Origin of the sequence: Variovorax guangxiensis (assembly GCF_003952165.1) — a bacterium.
In the GTDB taxonomy this organism is placed as follows: Bacteria; Pseudomonadota; Gammaproteobacteria; order Burkholderiales; family Burkholderiaceae_C; genus Variovorax; species Variovorax guangxiensis.
Genome location: NZ_RXFT01000021.1, coordinates 62,858 through 84,161, shown reverse-complemented (window position 1 = coordinate 84,161; position 21,304 = coordinate 62,858). Strand labels below are relative to the sequence as shown.

Here is a 21,304-nt window from a genome sequence, read left to right as displayed (position 1 = left end):
CAGGCAAACGGGTGCCACCCGCTCAGGCGAGCGGCGTGGCGTTCGCGTACAGGCGCAGCAGCATCGCGCGCAGTGTCTTCACTTCGGCTGCAGTGAAGTCCGAGGTCGCAACAGCCTCGTAGTGCTGCGCGAGCGGAATCAGCTCCAGCGTCAACGCAAGGCCGCGCTCGGTGAGCGCGATGCGCACCGCGCGCTTGTCGGTGTCGCACTTCTCGCGCGCCACCAGTTCATGCGAAGCCAGCCGGTCGACGATGCGCGACAGCGCCGACAGGTCGGTCGATGCGTGCGTGGCCAGTTCCGACAGCGTCTGCCGCGGCGTGTGCTGCAGCGAGGCGCAAACACGCCATTCGCTCAGGCTCAGTCCGTAGGGCTTGAGCGCCTTCGCGAAGGCGTTGCCCATGCGAGCGCCGGCGCGTGCGAGGAGGAAGGGGATGGCCTTCTCGAGGTCGTGGTCTTGGGGGAGGGTTTTCATCTAGACATGCTTGAACAATCAAGTATATAGTCCGCCGCAATTACTTGAATAATCAAGCAAATACGGAGATGAAAATGAGCCGGACGCCTTCCCGCCGCGGTGCCATCGCATGGGCCGTTTCACTTTCCCTGCTGTCGGCGCTGCCGCCGGCTCATGCGCAGGGCGCGGCGAAATGGCCGTCGCAGGCCGTGCGCTTCGTGGTGCCGTTTCCGGCGGGCTCCGCGCCCGACGTGCTGATCCGCCACGTCGGCGCCAGGCTCGGCGAGAAGTGGGGGCAGGGCGTGATCGTCGACAACAAGCCCGGCGGCAGCGGCGTGATCGGCATGAACGCGATCCTCGCGGCGCCGACCGACGGCTACACCTTCGGCTTCGTGCAGGGCTCGGCGATCTCGGTGGCGCCCAGCACCATCAGGGGCGTGAGCTACGACTTCAACCGCGACTTCGTGCCCGTCACGCTCGCGGCCGTCGCGCCTTTCATGCTCGCGGTGCCCGCCAATTCGCCGTACAAGACACTGGCCGACTTCATCGCCGCCGCGCGTGCCAGGCCGCAGGGCATCGAGGTGGCCGACAACGGACGCGGCACGGCGCCGCACCTCGCGTCGGCGCTGCTGGGCCTGCAGTCGGGCGCGCAGTTCCTCGAAGTGCACTACCCGGGCGGTGCGCAGGCCATGCAGGCCACGCTGGGCGGCCAGACCCAGATGATGGTCGAGACCTACAACGTGGTCGCCGGCAACGTGCAGGGCGGCCGCATGCGCGTGCTGGCCAGCATGGGCGACCGCGTGGAAGCCGGGCTGGAGCAGTTCCCGCTCGCGAGCAAGACCGTGCCCGGCGCCGTCGCGCACGGCTGGTTCGCCGTCATCGCGAAGAAGGGCGTCGATCCGCAGGTGCTCGCCAGGCTCAGCAAGGACATGAACGAAGCCCTGCTCTTGCCCGACGTGGTGGCCAAGTCGCGCGAGCTCGGCACCTATCCGAGGCCCGGCACCCCCGAACAGCTGGCGCGCTACATCGCCGAGGACCGCAAGACCTGGCAGGACGTGCTGGACAAGCTCAACATCAAACCGGAGTGATTTCCCCAATGAAGAACAAGATTGCGCTCGAAGAGCATTTCGCGATCGACCTGACCATCGGCGACTCGCAGGTCTACGCCCGCCCAGAGGTGTGGCAGACGCTAAAGAGCAACCTGCTCGATTTCGAGCAGCAGCGCATCGAGCAGATGGACGAGTGGGGCACCGAGCTGTCCATCCTCTCGCTCAACTCGCCGGCGGTGCAGGGCATTCCCGACGCACAGCGCGCCATCGACGTGGCCCGCCGCGCCAACGACGTGCTTGCCGAGCAGATCGCCCGCCACCCGACGCGCTTCGGCGGTTTCGCCGCGCTGCCCATGCAGGACCCGCAGGCTGCCGCGCGCGAGTTGGAACGCTGCGTCACGCAGCTAGGCTTTCACGGCTTCCTGGTCAACGGCTTCTCGCAGGTGGGAGACGAGAACACCGTCGTCTACTACGACGATCCGCGCTTCGCCGATTTCTGGGCCGTGGCCGCGGCGCTGAAGAAGCCCTTCTACATGCACCCACGCGATCCGCTGCTCGGCCGCGAGCCCATCTACGAAGGCGCGCACTGGCTCACCGGTCCGACCTGGGCCTTCGCGGTGGAAACCGGCATTCACGCGCTGCGACTGCTCTCGAGCGGCCTCTTCGACCGCCATCCTGATTTGCAGATGATCCTCGGCCACTTCGGCGAAGGCATCCCGTTCAACATCTGGCGCGTGGACCACATCCTGCGCAAGGGCCGCCGCGGCATGCCCTGCGACAGGGAGATCGGCGACTACCTGCGAAGCAACGTCCACATCACGACCAGCGGCAACTTCCGCACGCCCACGCTGCTGTCGACCATGCTCGAGGTGGGCGCGGACCGCATCATGTATTCGGTCGACTACCCGTTCGAGAAGCACGAGGACGCGGCGCGCTGGTTCGACAGGTGCGAGATCAGCGAGAACGACCGCCGCAAGATCGGCCGCGACAACGCGGTCAAGCTCTTCGGGCTGAAGTGACATGAGCCGGCACAAAGACAACCGCCCCGTGCTCGTGTCCGGCGGCGGCATCGGCGGGCTCGCCGCGGCGCTGGCGCTGGTGCGCGAGGGCTACCGCGTGAAGGTGATCGAGCAGGCCGGCCAGATCGGCGAGATCGGCGCGGGCATCCAGCTCAGCCCCAATGCCTTCGCGGCCTGCGATGCGCTGGGCGTTGGCGCGAACCTGCGCGCCAAGGCGGTCTACACCGAAGAGATGGTGATGTTCGACGCCATCGACGCGAAGCGCGTGGCGGGCATCTCGCTGTCGGAGCGCTTCCGCGAGCGCTTCGGCAACCCCTATGCGGTGATCCACCGTGCCGACATCCACGGCGCATTGCTCGAAGGCGTGAAGGCGACCACTGAGGGCATCGAGTTCCTCACCTCGACCAAGGTCGTGCACATCGAGCAGGACGAAGGCGGCGTGACGCTCATCGATGCCCAGGGCGGCCGCCACGAGGGCCAGGCCGTGATCGGCTGCGACGGCGTGCGCTCGGCGGTGCGCCAGCAGTACGTGGGCGACAGCATCCGCGTCTCGGGCCATGTGGTGTTCCGCGCTGTGGTCGACACGGCTGACTTTCCCGAAGCGCTGCGCTTCACAGCGCCCTGCATCTGGGTCGGCCCCAACTGCCATCTGGTGCATTACCCGCTGAAGGGCGGCGACAAGTTCAACATCGCCGTCACCTTCCACAGCGACCAGCCGGAAGAATGGGGCTCGATGGACGGCGACCCGGCCGAAGTGCAGCGCTACTTCCGCTCGACCTGCGAGCAGGTGCAGCAACTGCTGCGCATTCCGAAGGCCTGGAAGCGCTACTCCACGGCCGACCGCGACCCCATCGAGCAATGGACCTTCGGACGCGCCACGCTGCTGGGCGATGCGGCACACCCGATGGTGCAGTACCTGGCCCAGGGCGCGTGCATGGCCTGCGAGGACGCGGTGACGCTGGGCCTGGCCCTGCGGCGCGAAGGCGGTGACTGGACACGAGCGCTCGCGCTGTACGAGCGATCCCGCGTCGCCCGCACCGCGCGGGTGGTGCTGTCGGCGCGGGAGATGGGCCGCATCTACCACGCCAAGGGCGTGGAGCGGCTGGTGCGCAACAGCATGTGGACCGGCAGGCCGCAGGAGCGCTTCTACGACGCGCTCGAATGGCTCTACGGATGGACCGCCGCGAGCTGCCTCGCCGACAGCGACGGGGCTGGCGCGTGAAGATCGACTCGGCATCCATCGAGGCGGGCGGCGGCGGCGCGGCCGCTGCGACGATCGACATACCGGCCCTGATCGACAGCCACCCCGTCAGCGCCTTCCAGAAATGGATTCTTCTGCTGGTCGGCTGCGCGGTCGTCATGGACGGCTTCGATGTGCAGGCCATGGGCTTCGTCGCGCCCGCCATCGTGCAGGCCTGGGGCATCGAGAAGGCCGCGCTGGGCCCGGTGTTCGGCGCCGGCCTGCTCGGCATGCTGGTCGGCTCGCTGGTGCTGAGCGTCTGCGCGGACCGCATCGGCCGGCGCCCGGTGCTGCTGGGCGCCACGGTGTTCTTCGCGCTGTGCATGCTGGCCACGGCCTTCGCGCACACGCTCGACCAGCTGCTCGCCATGCGCTTCATCACCGGCATCGGGCTGGGCGGCATCATGGCCAACGCGAGCGCGCTGGCCAGCGAGTACAGCCCGCAGCGCAGGCGCGTCACGCTGATGATGTGGGTGTCCTGCGGCTTCACCGGCGGCGCGGTGCTGGGCGGGTTGATTTCGGCGGTGCTCATCCCCTGGGGCGGCTGGCAGTCGGTGTTCGTCTTCGGCGGCGTGATGCCGTTGCTGATCGCCGCGCTCATGTGGCGCTACATGCCCGAGTCGATGCAGTTCCTGGTGCTGCGCGGGCGCAAGCTCGACCGCGTGCAGCAGTGGCTGGGCCGCATCGCGCCCGGCGTGCCCGCCGGGCCCGGCACGCGCTACGTGGTGCACGAGGCGAAGCAGGACGGCGCGCCGGTGGTCGAGCTGTTCCGCGCCGGACGCGGGCCGGCCACGCTGCTGCTGTGGGGCATCAACTTCATGAACCTGCTCAACCTGTTCTTCCTGGCGAACTGGCTGCCCACCATCGCGGCCGGAGCAGGCTACAGCGCGAGCACCGCCGTGCTGGTGGGCACGTTGCTGCAGGTGGGCGGCGTGGTCGGCACGGTGGCGATGGGGCCGCTGATCGACCGCGTGGGCTTCTACCGCGTGCTGGTGCCGGTGTTCGCGGTGGCGGCGGTGGCCATCGCGGTCATCGGCCAGCCGGCGCTGCCCTTGCTGCTGTTGCTCGCGGTGGTTGCGGTCAGCGGCTTCTGCGTGGTCGGCGCGCAGCCGGCGCTCATCGCGCTGGCTTCGGGCGTCTACCCGACGACGGTGCGCGCCACGGGCATGGGCTGGAGCCTGGGCATCGGCCGGGCTGGCTCCATCGTGGGGCCGGTGCTGGCGGGCTGGCTCATCGGGCTGCACTGGACCAACAGCGCGCTCTTCTTCGCGGCGGCCGTGCCGGCGCTGCTGTCCTGCGCCATGGTGCTGTGCATGGGGCGATTGAAATTCACCGGCGCCACCGCGCGCCAGGCATCTTCCGGAGCAACGAAATGACGAAAACGATGAACAGCGCCCAGGCCCGCAGCGGCCTGGTCCTTGCGGCGCGCGTGCTGATGGCGGTGATCTTCCTGGTCGCGGGCGTGCGCAAGCTGCTCACCTACGGCGCCACGCTGGGCTACTTCGGCAAGCTCGGCATTCCGCTGGCCGACGTGGTGCTGCCGCTGACCATCGCGCTCGAAGTGGGTGGCGGGCTGCTGCTGATCGCGGGCTGGCAGGTGCGATGGGTGGCCTCGGCGCTGGCGCTCTTCACGCTGGCCACGGCCTTCGCCGCGCATGCCTTCTGGGCGGCCGACGCGGCCCAGTTCGCCGGCCAGCTCAACAACTTCCTGAAGAACGTGGCAATGGTCGGCGGCTTCCTGGTGCTCATCGCCTACGTCTCCACGGTCGAGCGCGGGGCCGGCTCCAGGGGGTGAGCGGAAAACTCCTTTCCGTTTTCCGCCATTGAGCGAGGGGCGAGCCGGCGTATCGTGGATGTCCCGGCGCGAGCCGGGCGGCAGACAGATCCGTTCGAGCAAAGACCCGAGACACAGGCCAAAGCCATGACCACACCCTCGTTCATCTACACCAGCGCCCCCCAGCGGGTGGTTTTCGGCGCCGGCTCGCTGCAGCACCTGGCCCGCGAAATCGATGCGCTGGGCGCGCGCCGGGCACTGGTGCTTTCCACGCCCGAGCAGCGCCCGCAGGCCGAGCGCGTGGCCGACATGCTCGGCGCCCATGCGGCCGGCGTGTTCGACCGCGCCGTGATGCATGTGCCTATCGAGACCGCGCGCGAGGCGAGGGAAGTGGCCACCAGGCTCGGCGCCGATTGCGCCGTGGCCATCGGCGGCGGCTCCACCACCGGCCTGGGCAAGGCGATCGCGCTCGACTCGGGCCTGCCGATCCTGGCGATTCCGACGACCTACGCGGGCTCCGAGATGACGCCGATCTACGGCATCACCGAAGCCGGCATGAAGAAGACCGGCAAGGACTTCCGCGTGCTGCCCCGCACCGTGATCTACGACCCCGAGCTGTCGCTCGGCCTTCCCGTGGGCATGAGCGTGACCAGCGGCATCAACGCCATCGCGCATGCGGCCGAGGGGCTCTATGCGGTCGATTCGAACCCGATCATGGACCTGATGGCGCAGGAAGGCATCGCCGCGCTGGGCCGCGCGCTGCCGGCCATCCGCGCCACGCCGAAGGACCCGGCCGCCCGCGGCGACGCGCTCTACGGCGCATGGCTGTGCGGCACGGTGCTGGGCAATGTGGGCATGGCGTTGCACCACAAGCTGTGCCACACGCTGGGCGGCAGCTTCAACCTGCCGCATGCCGAGACCCACACCATCGTGCTGCCGCACGCGCTGGCCTACAACGCCGGGGCTGCGCCCGAAGCCATGGCGAAGATCGCGAAGGCACTTGGGGGAAGCGGTGGCGCCGCGCAGGCCGTGTACGACCTGGCGCGCGACAACGGCGCGCCGGTCGCATTGCGCGACATCGGCATGAAGGAAGCCGATCTGGACCTGGCCTGCGAGCACGCGCTCAAGAACCAGTATCCCAACCCGCGTCCGCTGGAGCGCGCGGCGATCCGCGCGCTGCTGCAGAACGCCTGGGAAGGCGTGCGGCCCTGAGGCAATGCCAGTGCGTCAGGGGCGTGCCGTGGCCGGCAGGCCAGCCTGCTGCGTGAACGAGACGCTGGGCTTCTTGTAGGCGGCGGGCACTTCGTCGCGGTAGAAGGCGCGGCGGTCCAGGCTTTGCAGCGGGTTGTTGGCGGCGGCCACGGCCTGCTCGCGCACGGTGCTGCGGTCGAGCGTGGACTTGAAGGCCACGGCGCCTTCGGCGACGGTGTCCGAATAGGGGTTGCCTTCGCGCGCCGCGGCCACGGCTTCGGCCTTCACATCGGTGCGGCTGGCGGAGGAGGTCAGGGGCTGCACGCCTTCATAGGCTTCGGCGTGCGCGCCGGCGGCGCCCAGCATGGCGAAGGCTGCGGCGAGGGCGGATGCGGCGATGCGTTGCTTGTTGTTCATTGTGGGATTCCTTTCGAGCGATTTGGGCCGATCAGAGCGGCAGTGCGTCGCCGCGGGCTGCAGCGCGTGCTGCCGCACGCACGGTGGCACGGTCGACCGTGCTGGCCACCATCGGGGCCACGCCCGACGAAGCGGCTTCGGCGTACGGGTTGTCGTTGTGCGCGGCGGCGACAGCTTCGGCGCGCACAGCGGCGCGGCTGGCCGACGAGGCGATCACCGGAGCGGGACCGGCGCTGGCGCCATCGGCGTAGGGGTTGTCGGCGCGCGCGGCAGCCACGGCTTCGGCACGTACGTCTGCACGGCTGACGGACGAGGTGATCGGATGCACGCCTTCATAGGTTTCGGCGTGGACCGCGCCCGCTGCGCCGAGCATGGCGAATGCGATGGCGGAGAGAGCGGCGATGCGTTGCTTGGTGTTCATGATGCGAGTCCCTTTGCTGACTGGTGTGGGCGGCGGACATTCGTCGTTGCCACGGGATGCAGTGTGAAACCGCATCGCGGCCGGCGCTGTGCGTTTGCGCACCGCTTTCAGCGATTGGTCAGACAGGGACGGCTGCCGTGTGCTGTCCGTATAGCACCGCCAGCGGCTCGGAGCGGCCGCGCACCGTGAGCGTTTCGGCCGCGCCCATGGCGTGCGCGACACCGGCCTTCTCGGCCGCGAACAGCGACACCACGAGGCGTGACGCCGCGGTCTTCGAATGATCCTGCAACCGGCTCGCGGTGTTGACCACTTCGCCGATGGCGGTGAAGGTTGTGGTCTCCAGGTAGCCCACTTCGCCGACAGCCGCGCGGCCCGCGTGCAGGCCCATGCCGAACTCCAGCCGCTGGCCGAACTGCGCCTCGAAGCCTTCGCTCCATGCGTCCATGCGCTGCCCGATCAGCTCGGTGGCGCGCAATGCCTGCCTGCACGCGGTGGGCAGGTCGCAGTCGAGGCCGAAGATCGCCATCACGCTGTCGCCGATGAACTGGTTGGGCACGCCGCCGCTTTCGCGCACGGCCGCGCCCACGGTGGCGAAGTAGCGGTCGAGCACGTAGGCGAGGTCGAAGGGCCACTGCCGCTCCGACAGGCCCGACCAGCGCCGCAGGTCGACGAAGAGGATGGCCACGTCGCGCTCGCGCCCGAAGCTGCCGACCGGCGCGGGCCGGCCCTCGTTGGGCAGCGGCGCGAACAGCGGCGTGACCTCGATGTCGCCGCGCGGGCGCAGCTGGCAGGCCAGCCGCACGTCGGCCGGCGCGCGCACCCGCTCGAGCGTGCGCCGCTCGTCGCGGCCCGGCTCGCCGATGTGGTCGGCAGGGCCGGCCACGCGCACGCGGCAGGTGGAGCAGCGCGCCCGTCCGCCGCAGATCGACACATGGTCGATGCCGTGGGAGCGGCTCGCCTCCAGCACGCTCCAGCCATGCGGAACATGCACCGTGCGGCCCGGGTAGCGCAGCGCCACCTGCGGCTGGCGCGACCAGCGCGCGAGGCCGTTGCGGCCCCAGCGCGCTGCCAGCAGGGCGACCAGCGCCAGCCCGTAGCCCCACTTGATCGCGTTCTCGGCCGCGCCCAGCGCCTTGCCCTGTTCGGCCGTGGGGAGGGCGGTCGGCGGCACGCCGGTCCACTGGAACTCGCGCCCCATCGAGACGAAGCCCATCGCGGCGGTCAGCGGAAGTACCACCGCGACGGCCAGCAACAGGTGCGAGAAGCGCCTCCACACCGGCTTGGCCCGCAGCGCGAAGTGCAGGCCCAGGCAGCCGTGCGTCCAGGCGGCCAGCATCATCAGCAGCTGTGCTGCCGCGCCCTGCCAGTCCCAGAGGCCCCAGACCACGCGGGCATACGAGCCCTCGATGCCGTAGGCCAGGTAGGCGCCGCGCATGGCCGTGAGGTGCGTGGCCAGCAGCAGCGGCAGTGCGAAGCCCAGCGCCACGCGCAGGCCTTCGAGCGGGGGCATGCGCAGCGTGCGCCGCTCCCACAGGGCGACCACCGCCAGCGCCAGGTGCGTGGCGGCCGCGCCATACAGCAGCGCGGTGCCCGCCAGGGTGTGCCAGAAGGCCTGCACGCCGCGCAGCACGGTCTCGGCGGCGGCAAAGGAATAGATGCCCAGCGAATGGTTCAGCAGGTGCGCCGTGACGTAGGCCATCAGCACCAGCCCGCTCGCCCAGCGGAGATTGCGCCGTGTGGGCGGTCTCAGCGAAAAGGTGTCGGCAGCAACGGCTTTGGGGGAATGTCTGTCCATGAACGGGTTCGAAGCGGCACCCGAGCATAATGCGCGCGCCCCTACCGTCCCCCGGCATGGCCAAACCCGAACCTACCCCCCGCTCCAGCCTCGCGCTGCGCCAGATCGCGCTGCTCGAAGGCCTTTCCGACCAGCGGCTGGACCTGCTGGCCCAGCAATGCCTGTGGCACAGCGTGGAGGCCGGCAAGCCCCTGTTGCTGCGCGCCGAGCAGCAGGGCGAGGTGTTCCTGCTGGTCTCGGGCCGTGTGCGGGTGACGACCTACTCGGCCAACGGCCGCCAGGTGACCTTCCGCGACTCCGAAGCGGGCGAGCACTTCGGCGACATCTCCGCCATCGACGGCGGCCCGCGCTCCGCCGACGTGGTCACGCTGGAGCCCAGCGTGGTCGCCAGCCTCGACCGCGCTTCCTTCATGGCCCTGCTGCGCGACGAGCCCCTGGTGGCCGGCCGGGTGATGCTGCGGCTGGCGACGCTGGTGCGGCAGCTCTCGGAGCGGGTGATCGACCTGAGCACCCTGGGCGTGCAGAACCGGCTGCATGCCGAGCTGCTGCGCCTGGCCCGCGCCGCCGGCGTGGAGGGCAATCAGGCCCGGCTCGACCCGGCGCCCAAGCACGCGGCGCTGGCCAGCCAGATCAGCACCAACCGCGAGCAGGTGACCCGCGAACTCAACGTGCTGGCGCGCAGCGGCGTGCTGCGCAAGGACGACAAGGCCCTTCTGGTCGCCGACGTGGCCCGCCTGGAGGCGATGGTCTCGCAGGTACGTGGCGACGCCGGCTGAGCCGGAAGGCGATCAGTTCCAGCGGCCCTTGGTGCCGCCCAGCGAGAAGCGGCCAGCGCCCAGCAGCACCACGGTCAGCGCGCCGAACAGGTACAGGCCCTGCAGTTCCAGCGCCCAGCCGCCCTGCTTGGTCAGCGCGAAGAAATCGGCCATGTGCACGAGGCCGAAGGCCACCAGCATGTTGATGACCACCACGCCGGCGGCGGCGCGGGTGTAGAGGCCCGCGATCATCAGCAACGGCGCGACGATCTCGCCGACGTACACCAGGTAGGCGATGCCGCCCGGCAGGCCGGCCTTGGCCAGCATGCCGGCGATGAAGCCCACGCCGGCCGAGATCTTGAAGATGCCATGCAGCAGCACCAGGAAGCCGACCGCCACGCGGATCAGCAGCTTGCCGGAATCGTCCAGCGTGGAGGGGGAGAGGGCGGACAGCGGCGACGCGATCGGCGCACGCGGGGTATTGGCGGCGGTGGCCTGGGTGTTCATGGCAGATCCTTGCAGGGTGGAAACGGTGGGTCCGCCGCGGAATGCGACGGTTGCGGTTCCAGTGTGCGGGGCTGTGGAAATGCGGAATGTGCGTTTACGCACATGTTTTGGCGAAAGGCCGCCGGGGCGGGGTCAGTGGGGGCCGAAGTGCGCCGTCCACTTGCGCTCGTAGTCCATCTTGCGGAAGTGGGCTGCCATGAAGTCGATGAAGCTGCGCACCTTGGCCGACAGGTGCTTGCGGCTCGGGTAGGCCAGGTTGATCGTCAGGTGCGGCAGGTCCCAGTCGTCCAGCGTGGGCACCAGCCGGCCGGCCACGATGTCGTCGTAGACGATGTAGGTGGGCTGCACCAGGATGCCCATGCCGTCGAGCGCGGCCGCGCGCAGCACCTGGCCGTCGTTCGACTCCAGCAGGCCCGTGACCGACACCGTGTGCGTCTCCTTCCCGCGGCGAAAGCGCAGCTCGTTCGGGTTGTTGGCATGGGTGTAGATCAGCAGCTTGTGCCGCTTCAGCTCGTCCAGCGTCTTCGGAAAGCCGTGCTGCGCGAAGTAGCGCGGCGAGGCCGCGAGGATGCGCCGCGTCTCGCCGAGCCGGCGGATGGTGACGTTGGAGTCGGGCTCGAACTCGCGGGTACGGATCGCCACGTCGATGTTGTTGTCGATCAGGTCGAAGTAGCGGTTGGCCGCCTCCACGTGCACCGTCACGCCGGGGTAGCGGTCGGTGTACTCGCGCAGCAGGGGCGCGATGTGGTGGATGGAGAACGATAGCGAGGCCGTGACGCGCAGCGTGCCCGTGGGGTTGAGCGCGGTGGCGTTCACCGCCGATTCGGCGTCCGACAGGTCGGCCAGGATGGTGCGGGCGCGGCCGCAGAACTCGCGGCCGGTGTCGGTGAGGTACAGCCGGCGCGTGTTGCGCTCGACCAGCCGCGCGCCCAGCCGTGCCTCGAGCGCGCTCAGGTGGCGGCTGGCGGCGGCGTTCGAGAGGCCCAGCGCCTCGGCGGCGCGGCTCAGGCTGCCGGCATCGGCGATCTGCACGAGCAGGGCGATTTCGGTCCAGCGGTCCATGGGTTGTGTGTCTCCGAGACTTGCGGGCCGATCCTGGGCTGAACCGGGGCCCGGACGCCTGCAGGCAGGCTGGCGATTCTATGTGCCGGGGAGCGCAGGGGATGGCGGGTTGGTCAGGTGCCGTTAGGACTGCAGCTTTACAAAGGGAGGCAATGAATTCCTGGCTGATCCCTCCCGGCACCCGTCCGACGCCCGCGTTCGCGCGGCATCTTTCCCTGAATGGCGCGGTCGTCGTCGCGTTGCTGGCGCTGGTGGTGCTGTGGACGCTGCCCATGGCAACGTTCTACGAGACGCCGCCCTGGGACAACGTCGAGGAGCTCTTCTGGGGCGGCAGCATGCAATGGGGCTACTACAAACACCCGCCGCTGCCGAGCTGGCTGATGGGCCTGCCTGTCTTGCTGGCCGGCCGCCAGCCCTGGCTGACCTATGCCGCTGGCGTGGGCTGCGGCGTGGGCGCTCTCTACATCATGTGGCGCTGGTCGCTGGGCATGATGCCGCCGATGCGGGCGGCGCTCGCGGTGCTGCTCGGCTCGCTGGTGACCTACCACGTGCAGCGCGCCACCATCTTCAACCACAACACCGTGCAGCTGCTGCCGATGGCGGGCTACTGGTGGATGCTGTGGCGCGTGCTGCGCAGGCCTTCGGCAGGCGGCCGCTTCGATTGGCTCTGGCTCGGCGTGTTCGCGGCGCTGTCGATGCTCACCAAGTACAGCGCGCTGGTGCAGTTCGCGGTGGGCGCGGGCTTCATCCTGCGCGAGGGATCGTGGCGAGACGCGCGCGTGCGCCGCGACCTGCTGCGCGCAGGCGGCGTGGCGCTGCTGCTCATGGCGCCGCATCTCGCATGGCTGTTGCAGCACGGCGACCAGACCATCGGCTATGCGCGGCATTCGGTGCATCCGTCGGGGCCGCTGCTGAAGCATGTGCACCCGTGGCCGCTTCGCATCCTGCTGGTGCAGGTCGCTCGCCTGTCGCCGATGCTGCTGTTCGTCGCGTGGGCGTGGTTCACGCGCGAGCGCGGCACGGCGCAGGAGAAGACGCCGCAAGGCGGCTTCGACCGCCGCTTCCTCGCCTGGGCCACCTTCGGGCCGCTGTGCCTGGTGCTGGCGATGTCGGTGCTGCTCCACATGCGGCTGGTGGCCTCGTGGCTCAGCACCTTCTTCCTGCCGGTCGCCGTGTGGGCCGTGATGGTGGTGCCGGGCCTCGAAGCCGACCGCTGGACGCGCCGCCGATGGGTCGGCACGCTGACTGTGGCTGCCATCCTCCACATCGCCGGATCGTTCGGCCAGGCCTGGGTCGATGGCGTCTGGAGCGCGCGCCATGGCTACATCACCCGCGCCAACCTGCCATCGGGGCAGATCGCCGAAGCCGTTCAGGCCGTGTGGCATGAGCGCGCCGGCGACCGTCCGCTGCGGCTGATGGTGGGCGACACCTGGTTCACCGGCGCGGTGGTGCTGCACATGGACCCGGACGTACAGCTGCTGATCGACGGCGATCCGCGCACCTCGCCATGGCTGCCGCCCGATGCACTGGCGCGCGAGGGCGGCATGGTGCTGATCCTCGACACGCCGGAGTTCCGCTCCGAGGGCGCGCTGCTGGAGCCGCTGCTGGCCACCGCCAGCTGCTCCGGCAGCCTGCGCCTGTCCTGGGCGGGCGAGGACGATGCGCGCAGCGTGCGGGTGCGCTGGGGCATCCTGCCGGGCAGCGATGTGCAGGAAGAGCTGCGGGGCTGCCTGCCGGCGGCTGCGCCCTGATGGCTGCGAGGAATCTCTTGGGCTCAGACGCGGCCGACCCGTTGACTCTGGCGATCAAACGAAGAGCCGCGACCGGCAATGCTGGACTCAGTCCGGCAAATGCGGGCGATCACCGCTTGACGAGGTCGTGCAGCGCACAGCGACTTACCCGGACAAGTTCGGCACTGCGAATCTGCAGGGTCGAATCGTTCCGCCCCGTGCCGCAATAGATCGTTTCCATTGCCGTCACTCCCGAATCGACGACTACCCGTGCCCCGTTGATCGGCAAGGGTACGACGCCTCCCGGGACCATCGCGAGGAACTGTGCCAGTTCCATGTCCGTTGCCATGTGGAGATCCGCTCTCCTCACGCCAAGTGCATCGGCGATCTTCTTGTAGTCCGCGCGTTCGGCCGCCCGCATGGCGGCGATCGCGTAGCGATCACCCGGCAGGCGGAAGGCCAGGCTCTTGACCATCGCGTCGGGATCGAAGGGAAGCAGGCGCTGCGCTTCAGCGAAGCTCACCACGGCGTCGTGGTCGTGCACTTCGAAGATCGCATCGCTCGACGTCAGGAAGGAATGTATGGCCGGGCTCATCGCATCCAGGGTATCGAGGAACCGGGAAGCCGATCCGAGCCGTTGTTGCCGTACTCGCGGACACTCATGGCGCACCTGCCATGCCGAGGCCAAGACGCAGCACGGCCACAGCAACGACGCCCACCAGGATCGTTCCGAGAAGCGGAAGGCGGACCGAGGCCACCGCCGCCAGCAGGCCCGCCAGCGTTTCCGGCCAGCCGGTGACCAGCAGGGTCGGCGCGATGATCGTGACGAACATGACGGGCGGTATGGCATCCAGGGCTGCTTTCGCGCGGCCGCGGACGGCGAACCGATCCCCGCGCACCAACAGCATGCCGGCGACCCGGGTGAGATAGGTGACGATGGCCATCGCCGCGATCGCCTCGAGGGTTGTCGCGTGGAACGTCATGCGGGCTGCGGCTCCTGTGCTTGCTCCGGCCGCGCCGCGAAGTAGGCCACCGCGATGCCGGCCATGGCGCCGGCCATCACGTGCCACGGCGCACCCAGGGTGTGGAACACGGCCGCCGACGACAGGCCGCTGGCGGCGATGGCAAAACCGGTGCGCCGCCACCCCATCCAGAACCTGGCCGTCATGCCGATGAACAAGGCCGCCAGCGCGAAGTCCGCGCCGATCTGCCGGGGATCGCCGAGATAGGCGCCCAGCCACGCGCCGGCCATGGTCGCACCAGCCCACGCGGCCGTGAAGACGAGCGCCAGGCCCATCCAGTAGGACCAGGTGACCGGCAGGCCCGCGCGCGCACGCTGCTCTGCGAATCCCCATGTCGGATCGGTGAGCAAGGCCAGCGCCACGCACATGCGCAGGCGCGTCATGCCGGCCTTCGCGAGCTTCGGAACGAGGGTCAGGCTCATCAGCGCGTGGCGCACATTGATCAGCAAGGTGGACAGCAGGATCGGCCCGAGCCTCGGCCCGTCGTTCGCCCACAGCTGGACCGCCGCGAACTGCGATGCGCCCGCGTTGACGAGCAGTGACATCCATCCGGCCTCCGCGGCGTGGATGCCCTTGGACCTGCACAGGGCTCCGAGCAGCAGGCCGATCGGAACCGCGACCATCACCGCAGGCAGGATGTCCCTTGCGCCTTCGGCGGCTGTGGCGAGCGAGGAGGGTCGGCGATCCGGCGGAGCCGCGGATGAGGCGGGGCCTTCGCACGGCCTCATTTCGACACCCCGTCCCTGTAGGCACCGGGCGTCACGCCGACCCTGGCCTTGAAGACGCGTGTCAGGTGGGCCTGGTCCGCAAAGCCGGTTGCCGACGCCACGGCGATCGGCGCTTCTCCCCGGCGCAGGCGGCGCTTTGCCGCCTCGATGCGGCGGCCGACCAGATAGGCGTGCGGTGTGGTTCCCGCTTCATTGCGGAACATGCGGATCAGGTGGAACCGGCTCACGCCGACTTCGCCGGCGAGGTCGGCCAGGCACACGTCGCTCGACGTGGCTTGATCTTCCAGCATCGACTTGACCCTGGACACTCGCTGCTGCTCCCGGCCTCGCGGGGCCTCGGGGCGGAAGCGCTCGGCGTGTCGCTCGAGGCAGCAGGCATAGGCCAGCAGCAGCGCTTCCTCCGTGCCCAGCGACCAACCGGAGGTCTCCAGTGCCAGGTGCGCGGCCACCAGGCGAGTGGCCGCGGCGGGGTCCCGGATCACCCGGCACCGGAAATGCGGCTGGACTTCATGGCCGGTGATCTCGGCCGCCAGGCGCTGAACGAGCGACGCGGAAGGGTAGGTCACCCGGTAGCTGTAGCCCGTGTCGTCATGGGGCGTCCCGTCGTGCACGTCTTCCGGGTTGAGCAGCGTCAGGTCTCCCGGGCTGGCGCGATGCCGCGTACCTTGAAGCCACAAGGTGCCACAGCCCGAGGTGATCGCTCCGATCACGAAAGTCTCGTGCGCATGCAGGGCATAGCGGTGCTTCCTGAAGGTTGCGGTCAGGCAGTCCACCCGTTCCTCGCCTGTCATGCACCCCGAGGTGAAGAAGCGTGCGTCGTCCCGCAGCGCGTTGCGGGATCGGGGGGCATCAGGCCCGAGTGCTTCTTCACGGTGTCCGTCTTCTCGCATGAAGCCATTCTTGCAGCGCAGGAAACGCCTGTCTTGAAGAAAATTGACATGCCTGATCCGGCATGATGACCACATCATCGAGACCCGCAACGCACGTCATCGGCTCGCGCGCGGCAGCGCAATGGCGAAGAAGCGCGCCAGATCGGATGACCCCGGAAGGAGCACCAGTCATGGAAGCCCCCAGGCAACCGCCATCGATCTCACCGCCTGCAGCGATCGCCTATGCGATCGGCCTGCCGCTGGCCTTGCTCGTCCTGATCTTCCTGCCCGCAGGCTCCATCGGCTGGCGACCTGGGTGGGTGTTCCTTGCAGTGCTGCTTCTTGGGTTCGGTGTCTCGGCACTGGTGCTCGCGCGAGTCAACCCGATGATCTATCGTGCACGCAGTCGCTTCCAGCCGGGGACGAAAGACTGGGACAAGGCGCTGCTTGCGGTCATCCTGCCCGCGATGGTGGCGATTCTTCCCGTCGCGGCGCTCGATGCCGGGCGCTATCAGTGGTCACCAGTGCCGGCCTGGGTCATGGTGGTGGGGCACGTCGCGTTGCTCGCCGGGATCGCAATGACCGCTTGGGCACAGGCCGTGAATCCTTTCTTCGAGCCCGGCGTTCGAATCCAGTCGGAGCGCCATCAGTGCGTGATCGATGTGGGGCCTTACCGGTTCATCCGGCATCCGGGTTATGCCGCGGCGCTCGCACTGTTCTTCGGCATGGCGCTCGCGCTGGGCTCGCTGTGGGCGCTCCTGCCCGCCGCGCTCGCTTCGGCGTTGCTGGTACTGCGAACCTCCTGGGAAGATCGCCTGTTGCAGGCAGAGCTTTCCGGTTACGCGGACTATGCCGGTCGCGTGCGCTGGAGGTTGCTCCCCGGCCTGTGGTGACAGCGGCCGGAAGCGGTGAGCGCGTCTCCCCGATAGCCAGCCAGCCGCAGACGGAACGCTGCCACAGGGCGAGCGACCTTTCCGCTGCACGGAAAAATCATTTGCGCCCGGGGTGCTTCAACCGGCGCGGAGAGCGGCCTACAGTCTGGCGAAGTCGAAGTTCGACCGGACAACTTGGAGACAGCCACGATGCGCAACCTCAACCAGGACAACATCACGCAGGCCGTGCTCGCGCGCTTCGCCGACACGCCCGACCCGCGCCTGCGCGAGATCCTGACCAGCCTGGTGCAGCACCTGCACGCCTTCGCGCGCGAGGTGAAGCTCACCGAGGACGAGTGGTTCCAGGGCATCCAGTACCTTACGGCCACCGGCCGGAAGTGCGACGACAAGCGGCAGGAATTCATCCTGCTGTCGGACGTGCTGGGGCTCTCGATGCTCACCATCGCGATGAACAACGACAAGCCGGCCGGCTGCACGGAGGCCACCGTGTTCGGCCCCTTCTATTTCGATGGCGCGCCCGAGTACGAGCATGGCGACGACGTGGCCAACGGCGCCGAGGGCGAGCCCTGCGACGTGTTCGCCACGGTGCGCGGTCTCGACGGCGAGCCAGTGGCGAATGCGGTCGTCGATGTTTGGCAGGCCGATGCGGGCGGGCACTACGACGTGCAGCACGCGGGGCTCGACCACGCGGAGAACCGGGGCACGCTGCGCACGGGGCCCGACGGCTCGCTGCACTTCCGCAGCGTGGTGGCGGTGGCGTACCCGATCCCGGTCGACGGGCCGGTGGGCGACCTGCTGCGCGCGACGAAGCGCCATCCGTGGCGGCCCGCGCACCTGCATTTCAAGATCGAGGCGCCGGGCTACGAGCGGCTCATCACGCACGTGTTCCGCGAGGGCGACGAGTACCTCGACTCGGACGCCGTGTTCGCGGTGCGCCAGTCGCTGGTCGCGCCTTGGACGAAGCAGGACAACGGCCGCTGGCGGCTCGACTTCGACTTCGTGCTCAATCCGCTGAAGCAGGGATAGCGGCTGTTCTGCAGCGGACGGAGTAGTCCCCTGGCGGGCGCGGCCGGCACCGTCCTGCTACGCTCGGCAGGCCCGCCGCGATGGCGGGGCTTGTGCGGCTGCTTCCTCCCTCCATGGCTTTTCCCCTGATCACCGACCCGTACTTCTATGCGGTCGCCATTCCCGCCGTGCTCCTGCTCGGCATCAGCAAGAGCGGCTTCGGCGCGGGCTTCGGCTCGCTGGCGGTGCCGATGATGGCGCTGGCCGTCACCGTGCCGCAGGCGGCGGCGATCCTGATGCCGCTGTTGCTGCTGATGGACGTGCTGGGCCTTGCCGCGTTCCGGCGCGACTTCGACCGCTCGCTGCTGAAGTTCCTGATTCCGTTCGGGCTGCTGGGCACGGTGATCGGCACGCTGCTGTTTCGCATGCTCTCGGCACACACTGTGGCGGGCATCGTCGGCGTGTTCACGCTGCTCTTTCTGGCGCAGCGCCTGCTGTTTCCGCCGAAGCCCGACGATCCGCTGCCCTCGCGCGGCGTCGGCGCGGTGCTGACCACGGTGTCGGGCTTCACCAGCTTCATCGCCCACGCGGGCGGGCCGCCGATCAACGCCTACGTGATTCCGCTGCGGCTCTCGCCGGTGATCTTCACGGCCACCATGGCCTACTTCTTCTTCGTGGTGAATCTCAGCAAGTGGATTCCCTACGCGTGGCTCGGCCTGCTCGACTTCCGCACGCTGGCCACCTCGCTGGTGCTGATGCCGATCGCGCCCTTCGGCGTGTGGGTCGGCATCCGCATCGCGCGGCGCATCGATGCGACGTGGTTCTATCGCTTCGTCTATCTCGGGATGTTTCTGACCGGCCTCAAGCTCGTCTATGACGGCTTCCTGGCCTGAGGCCGGCGAAGCGAGGCCTTTTTGCGAACACCGCGGAACCGGCTTTGCCGGGCCGCAGGTGTTGCCCCCGGTAGGGGGTGGCGTAGCGACACGAAGTGCGCGAAGCCTGGGGGCGAGCCTAGAACTCGACGATGGATTTGAACCCGCCGAAGATCATGCGCTTGCCGTCGAAGGGCATGGACTTGGGGTCCATACCGGCGATGCGCGGGTCTGCCATCACCTTCGCGTTGACCGTGTCGCGGTGCTTGCGCGACTTGTAGACGATCCACGAGAAAGCGACGGTCTCGTCGGGCTTCTGCTTCACGCTCTGCGGAAATGAAGTGAGCTTGCCCGGCTTCACGTCGTCGGCGATGCACTCCACGTATTCGAGCGCGCCGTACTCCATCCACACCTTGCCGGCCTTGCGCGCCAGCTTGCGGTAGGCCTCGACGTTGGCCGTGGGGATGGCGATGATGAAGCCGTCTACATAGCGAGCCATGTTTGTTCTCCTGAAGAGTCTGTGGAACCGTTGAAGAAAGAAGACCGGCGGCTGCATGGCACGTTGCCGCTCATTGCGATGCCGCCGTTCCCTGGGGTGCCGCTGTTTCTTCGTTGTTCTGCATCTGCCCCGGCATGGCGGAGCGAAGCAGCAAGGCACCGAGCAGACCCGCCACCGCCGCGAACACGGCGCCGACGAGGAACGCGAGGTTGTAGCCGCCGGTGAGCGCCAGCGGCATCTGCGCGCCGGCGGCTTCCATCGACGCGGTGCGCGCCGCTGCGGCGCTCGCCAGCACGGCCAGGCCCAGCGCGCCGCCCATCATGAAGGAGGTGTTGACCACGCCCGAGGCCAGGCCCGAGTCGGCAGGGCTCACCTCGCTCATCGCGGCCAGCAGCACCGGGTTGAAGGCCATGCCCGCGCCCAGGCCCAGCAGCATCATGCCGGGCAGCACGTCGAGCACGAAGCTGCCGTTGACCGGCGCGCGCGCGAACAGCGCCAGCCCGATGGCCGCGAGCCACAACCCGGCGGCCAGCGGCTTGCGGATGCCGAAGCGCATCACGATCTTCGCGGACAGGCCCAGCGAGAACACCGCCATGATGATGTTGGCCGGCAGGAAGGCCAGGCCGATCTGCATTGGCGTGTAGTTCAGCACCAGCTGCATGTAGAGCGCCGAGATGAAGAACCACGCGAACATGGCCGCGGCCCACAGCACGCCGACCACGTTGGCCACCGACACGCTGCGCAGCTTGAACAGGCCCAGCGGCATCAGCGGATGCTGCACGCGCGATTCGATGGCGATGAAGATCGCCAGCAGCACCACGGCCGCGCCCAGCAGGCCGAGCGTCTGCGTGGAGCCCCAGCCGGCCTCGTTGCCGTTGACCACGCCGTACACCGCGAGCATCAGCGACAGCGTGACGGTGATGGCGCCGGCCACGTCGAGCTTCTCGCCGTGCGCATGGCCGCGCGCGCTGGGTAGCAGCGCCACGCACAGCGCATACACCGCGATGCCGATGGGCAGGTTGACCAGGAAGATCCAGTGCCAGCTCAGCGTGCTGGTGAGCAGGCCGCCGAGCAGCACGCCGATGCTGCCGCCGCCGGCGCACACGAAGCCGTACACGCCCATCGCCTTTGCGCGGTCGGCCGGCTCGGTGAAGAGATTCATGATGAGCGAGAGCGACACGGCCGACACCACCGCGCCGCCCAGGCCCTGCACCGCGCGCGCCGCCACCAGCAGGCCCTGCGAGGTCGAGACCCCGCAGGCCAGCGACGCCAGCGTGAAGAGCACCAGGCCCGCGAGGAACACGCGGCGGTGGCCGTACAGATCGCCCAGCCGGCCGCCCAGCAGCAGGAAGCCGCCGAAGGTCAGCATGTAGGCGTTCACCACCCAGACCAGCGAGGTCTCGGTGAAGCCAAGGTCGGTGCGGATCGAGGGCAGCGCGACGTTCACGATGGTGGTGTCGAGCACGATCATCAGGACGCCGAGGCACAGCACCATCAATGCGAGCCAGCGCTTGCGGCTGTCGAGTTGGTTGGTCATGGGAAGCGGGTTTCTTGGAGTGGACAGAAAGCGGCTCAGACCAGCGGCTTGCCGCCGTTGATGAGCCACGGAGTGCCGAAGCGGTCGGTCACCATGCCGAAGCCTTCGACCCAGAAGGTCTTCTCGAAGGGCATGCCGACATGGCCGCCCTCGGCGAAGGCGTCGAACACGCGGCGGGCCTCGGCCACGGTCTCGATGGTCAGCGCGACGCCGAAGCCCTTCATGCCTTCGTACGGCTGGCCGGGCATGGAGTCGGAGGCCATGAGGACGCCCTGGCCGTAGGCGAGCGAGGCATGCATGATGCGCTTCTTCGCCTCGGGCGGGAACTGCTCGGTGTCGGGCGCTTCGCCGACGGTCATCATCATCTGCATGGTGCCGCCCAGCGTCTTCTCGTAGAAGCGCATGGCCTCGGCTGCGTTGCCGTCGAAGGTGAGGTAGGCGTGGATGTGGGGCATGATTTTTCCTTTC

The 21,304-nt window shown here is 68.8% G+C and carries 24 protein-coding genes; 11 read left to right on the top strand and 13 right to left on the bottom strand.

Annotation, left to right across the window (positions count from 1 at the left end):
* Positions 1-22 precede the first annotated feature (22 nt).
* Entirely contained in the window at positions 23-472 is a 450-nt protein-coding gene (locus EJP67_RS31310; protein WP_126025605.1) for a MarR family winged helix-turn-helix transcriptional regulator, read from the bottom strand.
* A gap of 74 nt (positions 473-546) precedes the next feature.
* Here EJP67_RS31310 and EJP67_RS31305 point away from each other — a divergent pair, with 74 nt between their 5' ends.
* The 6 genes from EJP67_RS31305 (at position 547) to EJP67_RS31280 (ending at position 6,745) form a co-directional block, all read left to right on the top strand.
* Positions 547-1,539 carry a Bug family tripartite tricarboxylate transporter substrate binding protein gene (locus EJP67_RS31305; protein ID WP_165909759.1) on the top strand — a complete coding sequence of 331 codons (993 nt, stop codon included), beginning with the start codon at positions 547-549 and terminating at the stop codon, positions 1,537-1,539.
* Between the two features lie 8 nt (positions 1,540-1,547).
* A complete protein-coding gene (locus tag EJP67_RS31300) occupies positions 1,548-2,519 on the top strand; it encodes an amidohydrolase family protein (protein ID WP_126025603.1) in 972 nt (323 codons plus the stop codon).
* 1 nt (position 2,520) lies between these two features.
* Positions 2,521-3,741 carry a 3-hydroxybenzoate 6-monooxygenase gene (locus EJP67_RS31295; protein ID WP_126025602.1) on the top strand — a complete coding sequence of 407 codons (1,221 nt, stop codon included), beginning with the start codon at positions 2,521-2,523 and terminating at the stop codon, positions 3,739-3,741.
* On the top strand, positions 3,738-5,135 hold the full coding sequence (locus tag EJP67_RS31290) for an MFS transporter (RefSeq protein ID WP_240650838.1): 1,398 nt from the start codon (positions 3,738-3,740) through the stop codon (positions 5,133-5,135). The genes EJP67_RS31295 and EJP67_RS31290 overlap by 4 nt, the downstream gene beginning before the upstream one ends.
* Complete coding sequence (locus EJP67_RS31285) at positions 5,132-5,554, top strand: DoxX family protein (RefSeq protein ID WP_240650837.1); 423 nt, start codon at positions 5,132-5,134, stop codon at positions 5,552-5,554. Before EJP67_RS31290 ends, EJP67_RS31285 begins: the two co-directional genes overlap by 4 nt.
* A gap of 126 nt (positions 5,555-5,680) precedes the next feature.
* Entirely contained in the window at positions 5,681-6,745 is a 1,065-nt protein-coding gene (locus EJP67_RS31280) for a maleylacetate reductase (RefSeq protein ID WP_126025600.1), read from the top strand.
* Between the two features lie 15 nt (positions 6,746-6,760).
* Here EJP67_RS31280 and EJP67_RS31275 read toward each other — a convergent pair whose 3' ends face one another.
* The 3 genes from EJP67_RS31275 to EJP67_RS31265 form a co-directional block, all read right to left on the bottom strand.
* A complete protein-coding gene (locus EJP67_RS31275; RefSeq protein WP_126025599.1) occupies positions 6,761-7,141 on the bottom strand; it encodes an alpha/beta hydrolase in 381 nt (126 codons plus the stop codon).
* Between the two features lie 31 nt (positions 7,142-7,172).
* Positions 7,173-7,562 (bottom strand): helicase SNF2, encoded by a 390-nt coding sequence (locus EJP67_RS31270; protein WP_126025598.1) that lies wholly within the window; start codon positions 7,560-7,562, stop codon positions 7,173-7,175.
* A gap of 118 nt (positions 7,563-7,680) precedes the next feature.
* Positions 7,681-9,357 carry an adenylate/guanylate cyclase domain-containing protein gene (locus tag EJP67_RS31265; RefSeq protein ID WP_126025597.1) on the bottom strand — a complete coding sequence of 559 codons (1,677 nt, stop codon included), beginning with the start codon at positions 9,355-9,357 and terminating at the stop codon, positions 7,681-7,683.
* A gap of 29 nt (positions 9,358-9,386) precedes the next feature.
* Here EJP67_RS31265 and EJP67_RS31260 point away from each other — a divergent pair, with 29 nt between their 5' ends.
* A complete protein-coding gene (locus EJP67_RS31260) occupies positions 9,387-10,133 on the top strand; it encodes a Crp/Fnr family transcriptional regulator (protein ID WP_126025596.1) in 747 nt (248 codons plus the stop codon).
* 12 nt (positions 10,134-10,145) lie between these two features.
* Here EJP67_RS31260 and EJP67_RS31255 read toward each other — a convergent pair whose 3' ends face one another.
* Both EJP67_RS31255 and EJP67_RS31250 read right to left on the bottom strand, forming a co-directional pair.
* On the bottom strand, positions 10,146-10,619 hold the full coding sequence (locus EJP67_RS31255) for a DoxX family protein (protein WP_126025595.1): 474 nt from the start codon (positions 10,617-10,619) through the stop codon (positions 10,146-10,148).
* A 132-nt stretch (positions 10,620-10,751) separates the two neighbouring features.
* The gene (locus tag EJP67_RS31250; RefSeq protein WP_126025594.1) at positions 10,752-11,681 is read right to left on the bottom strand and encodes a LysR family transcriptional regulator; all 930 of its coding nucleotides are present in this window, start codon (positions 11,679-11,681) and stop codon (positions 10,752-10,754) included.
* A gap of 152 nt (positions 11,682-11,833) precedes the next feature.
* Between EJP67_RS31250 and EJP67_RS31245 the strand changes: the two genes are divergently transcribed.
* Positions 11,834-13,432 carry a glycosyltransferase family 39 protein gene (locus EJP67_RS31245; RefSeq protein ID WP_126025593.1) on the top strand — a complete coding sequence of 533 codons (1,599 nt, stop codon included), beginning with the start codon at positions 11,834-11,836 and terminating at the stop codon, positions 13,430-13,432.
* A gap of 109 nt (positions 13,433-13,541) precedes the next feature.
* Here the strand turns inward: EJP67_RS31245 and EJP67_RS31240 are convergent, their stop codons facing one another.
* From EJP67_RS31240 to EJP67_RS31225, 4 genes are all read right to left on the bottom strand, one after another.
* Positions 13,542-14,006: a YbaK/EbsC family protein gene (locus tag EJP67_RS31240; RefSeq protein ID WP_126025592.1), complete on the bottom strand. Its 465-nt coding sequence runs from the start codon at positions 14,004-14,006 to the stop codon at positions 13,542-13,544.
* Positions 14,007-14,070: 64 nt separating this feature from the next.
* On the bottom strand, positions 14,071-14,394 hold the full coding sequence (locus tag EJP67_RS31235; RefSeq protein ID WP_126025591.1) for an AzlD family protein: 324 nt from the start codon (positions 14,392-14,394) through the stop codon (positions 14,071-14,073).
* Complete coding sequence (locus tag EJP67_RS31230; protein WP_206169585.1) at positions 14,391-15,056, bottom strand: AzlC family ABC transporter permease; 666 nt, start codon at positions 15,054-15,056, stop codon at positions 14,391-14,393. The genes EJP67_RS31235 and EJP67_RS31230 overlap by 4 nt, the downstream gene beginning before the upstream one ends.
* Positions 15,057-15,157: 101 nt before the next feature.
* Complete coding sequence (locus tag EJP67_RS31225; protein ID WP_165909758.1) at positions 15,158-16,051, bottom strand: AraC family transcriptional regulator; 894 nt, start codon at positions 16,049-16,051, stop codon at positions 15,158-15,160.
* A 170-nt stretch (positions 16,052-16,221) separates the two neighbouring features.
* Here EJP67_RS31225 and EJP67_RS31220 point away from each other — a divergent pair, with 170 nt between their 5' ends.
* The 3 genes from EJP67_RS31220 to EJP67_RS31210 all read left to right on the top strand — a co-directional run bounded on the left by EJP67_RS31220 (position 16,222) and on the right by EJP67_RS31210 (position 18,821).
* Positions 16,222-16,923 (top strand): methyltransferase family protein, encoded by a 702-nt coding sequence (locus EJP67_RS31220; RefSeq protein ID WP_206169584.1) that lies wholly within the window; start codon positions 16,222-16,224, stop codon positions 16,921-16,923.
* A 189-nt stretch (positions 16,924-17,112) separates the two neighbouring features.
* Positions 17,113-17,949, top strand: a complete 837-nt coding sequence (locus EJP67_RS31215) for an intradiol ring-cleavage dioxygenase (RefSeq protein ID WP_126025588.1) — start codon at positions 17,113-17,115, stop codon at positions 17,947-17,949.
* A gap of 113 nt (positions 17,950-18,062) precedes the next feature.
* Positions 18,063-18,821, top strand: coding sequence for a sulfite exporter TauE/SafE family protein (locus EJP67_RS31210; protein WP_126025587.1), 759 nt, complete (start codon positions 18,063-18,065; stop codon positions 18,819-18,821).
* Between the two features lie 118 nt (positions 18,822-18,939).
* On the opposite strand, the gene EJP67_RS31205 is transcribed toward EJP67_RS31210, so the two are convergent.
* The 3 genes from EJP67_RS31205 to EJP67_RS31195 form a co-directional block, all read right to left on the bottom strand.
* A complete protein-coding gene (locus tag EJP67_RS31205) occupies positions 18,940-19,299 on the bottom strand; it encodes a DUF1428 domain-containing protein (protein ID WP_126025586.1) in 360 nt (119 codons plus the stop codon).
* A gap of 70 nt (positions 19,300-19,369) precedes the next feature.
* Positions 19,370-20,836 (bottom strand): DHA2 family efflux MFS transporter permease subunit, encoded by a 1,467-nt coding sequence (locus tag EJP67_RS31200; protein ID WP_126025585.1) that lies wholly within the window; start codon positions 20,834-20,836, stop codon positions 19,370-19,372.
* A 35-nt stretch (positions 20,837-20,871) separates the two neighbouring features.
* Positions 20,872-21,291 carry a VOC family protein gene (locus tag EJP67_RS31195; protein WP_126025584.1) on the bottom strand — a complete coding sequence of 140 codons (420 nt, stop codon included), beginning with the start codon at positions 21,289-21,291 and terminating at the stop codon, positions 20,872-20,874.
* Positions 21,292-21,304 lie beyond the last annotated feature (13 nt).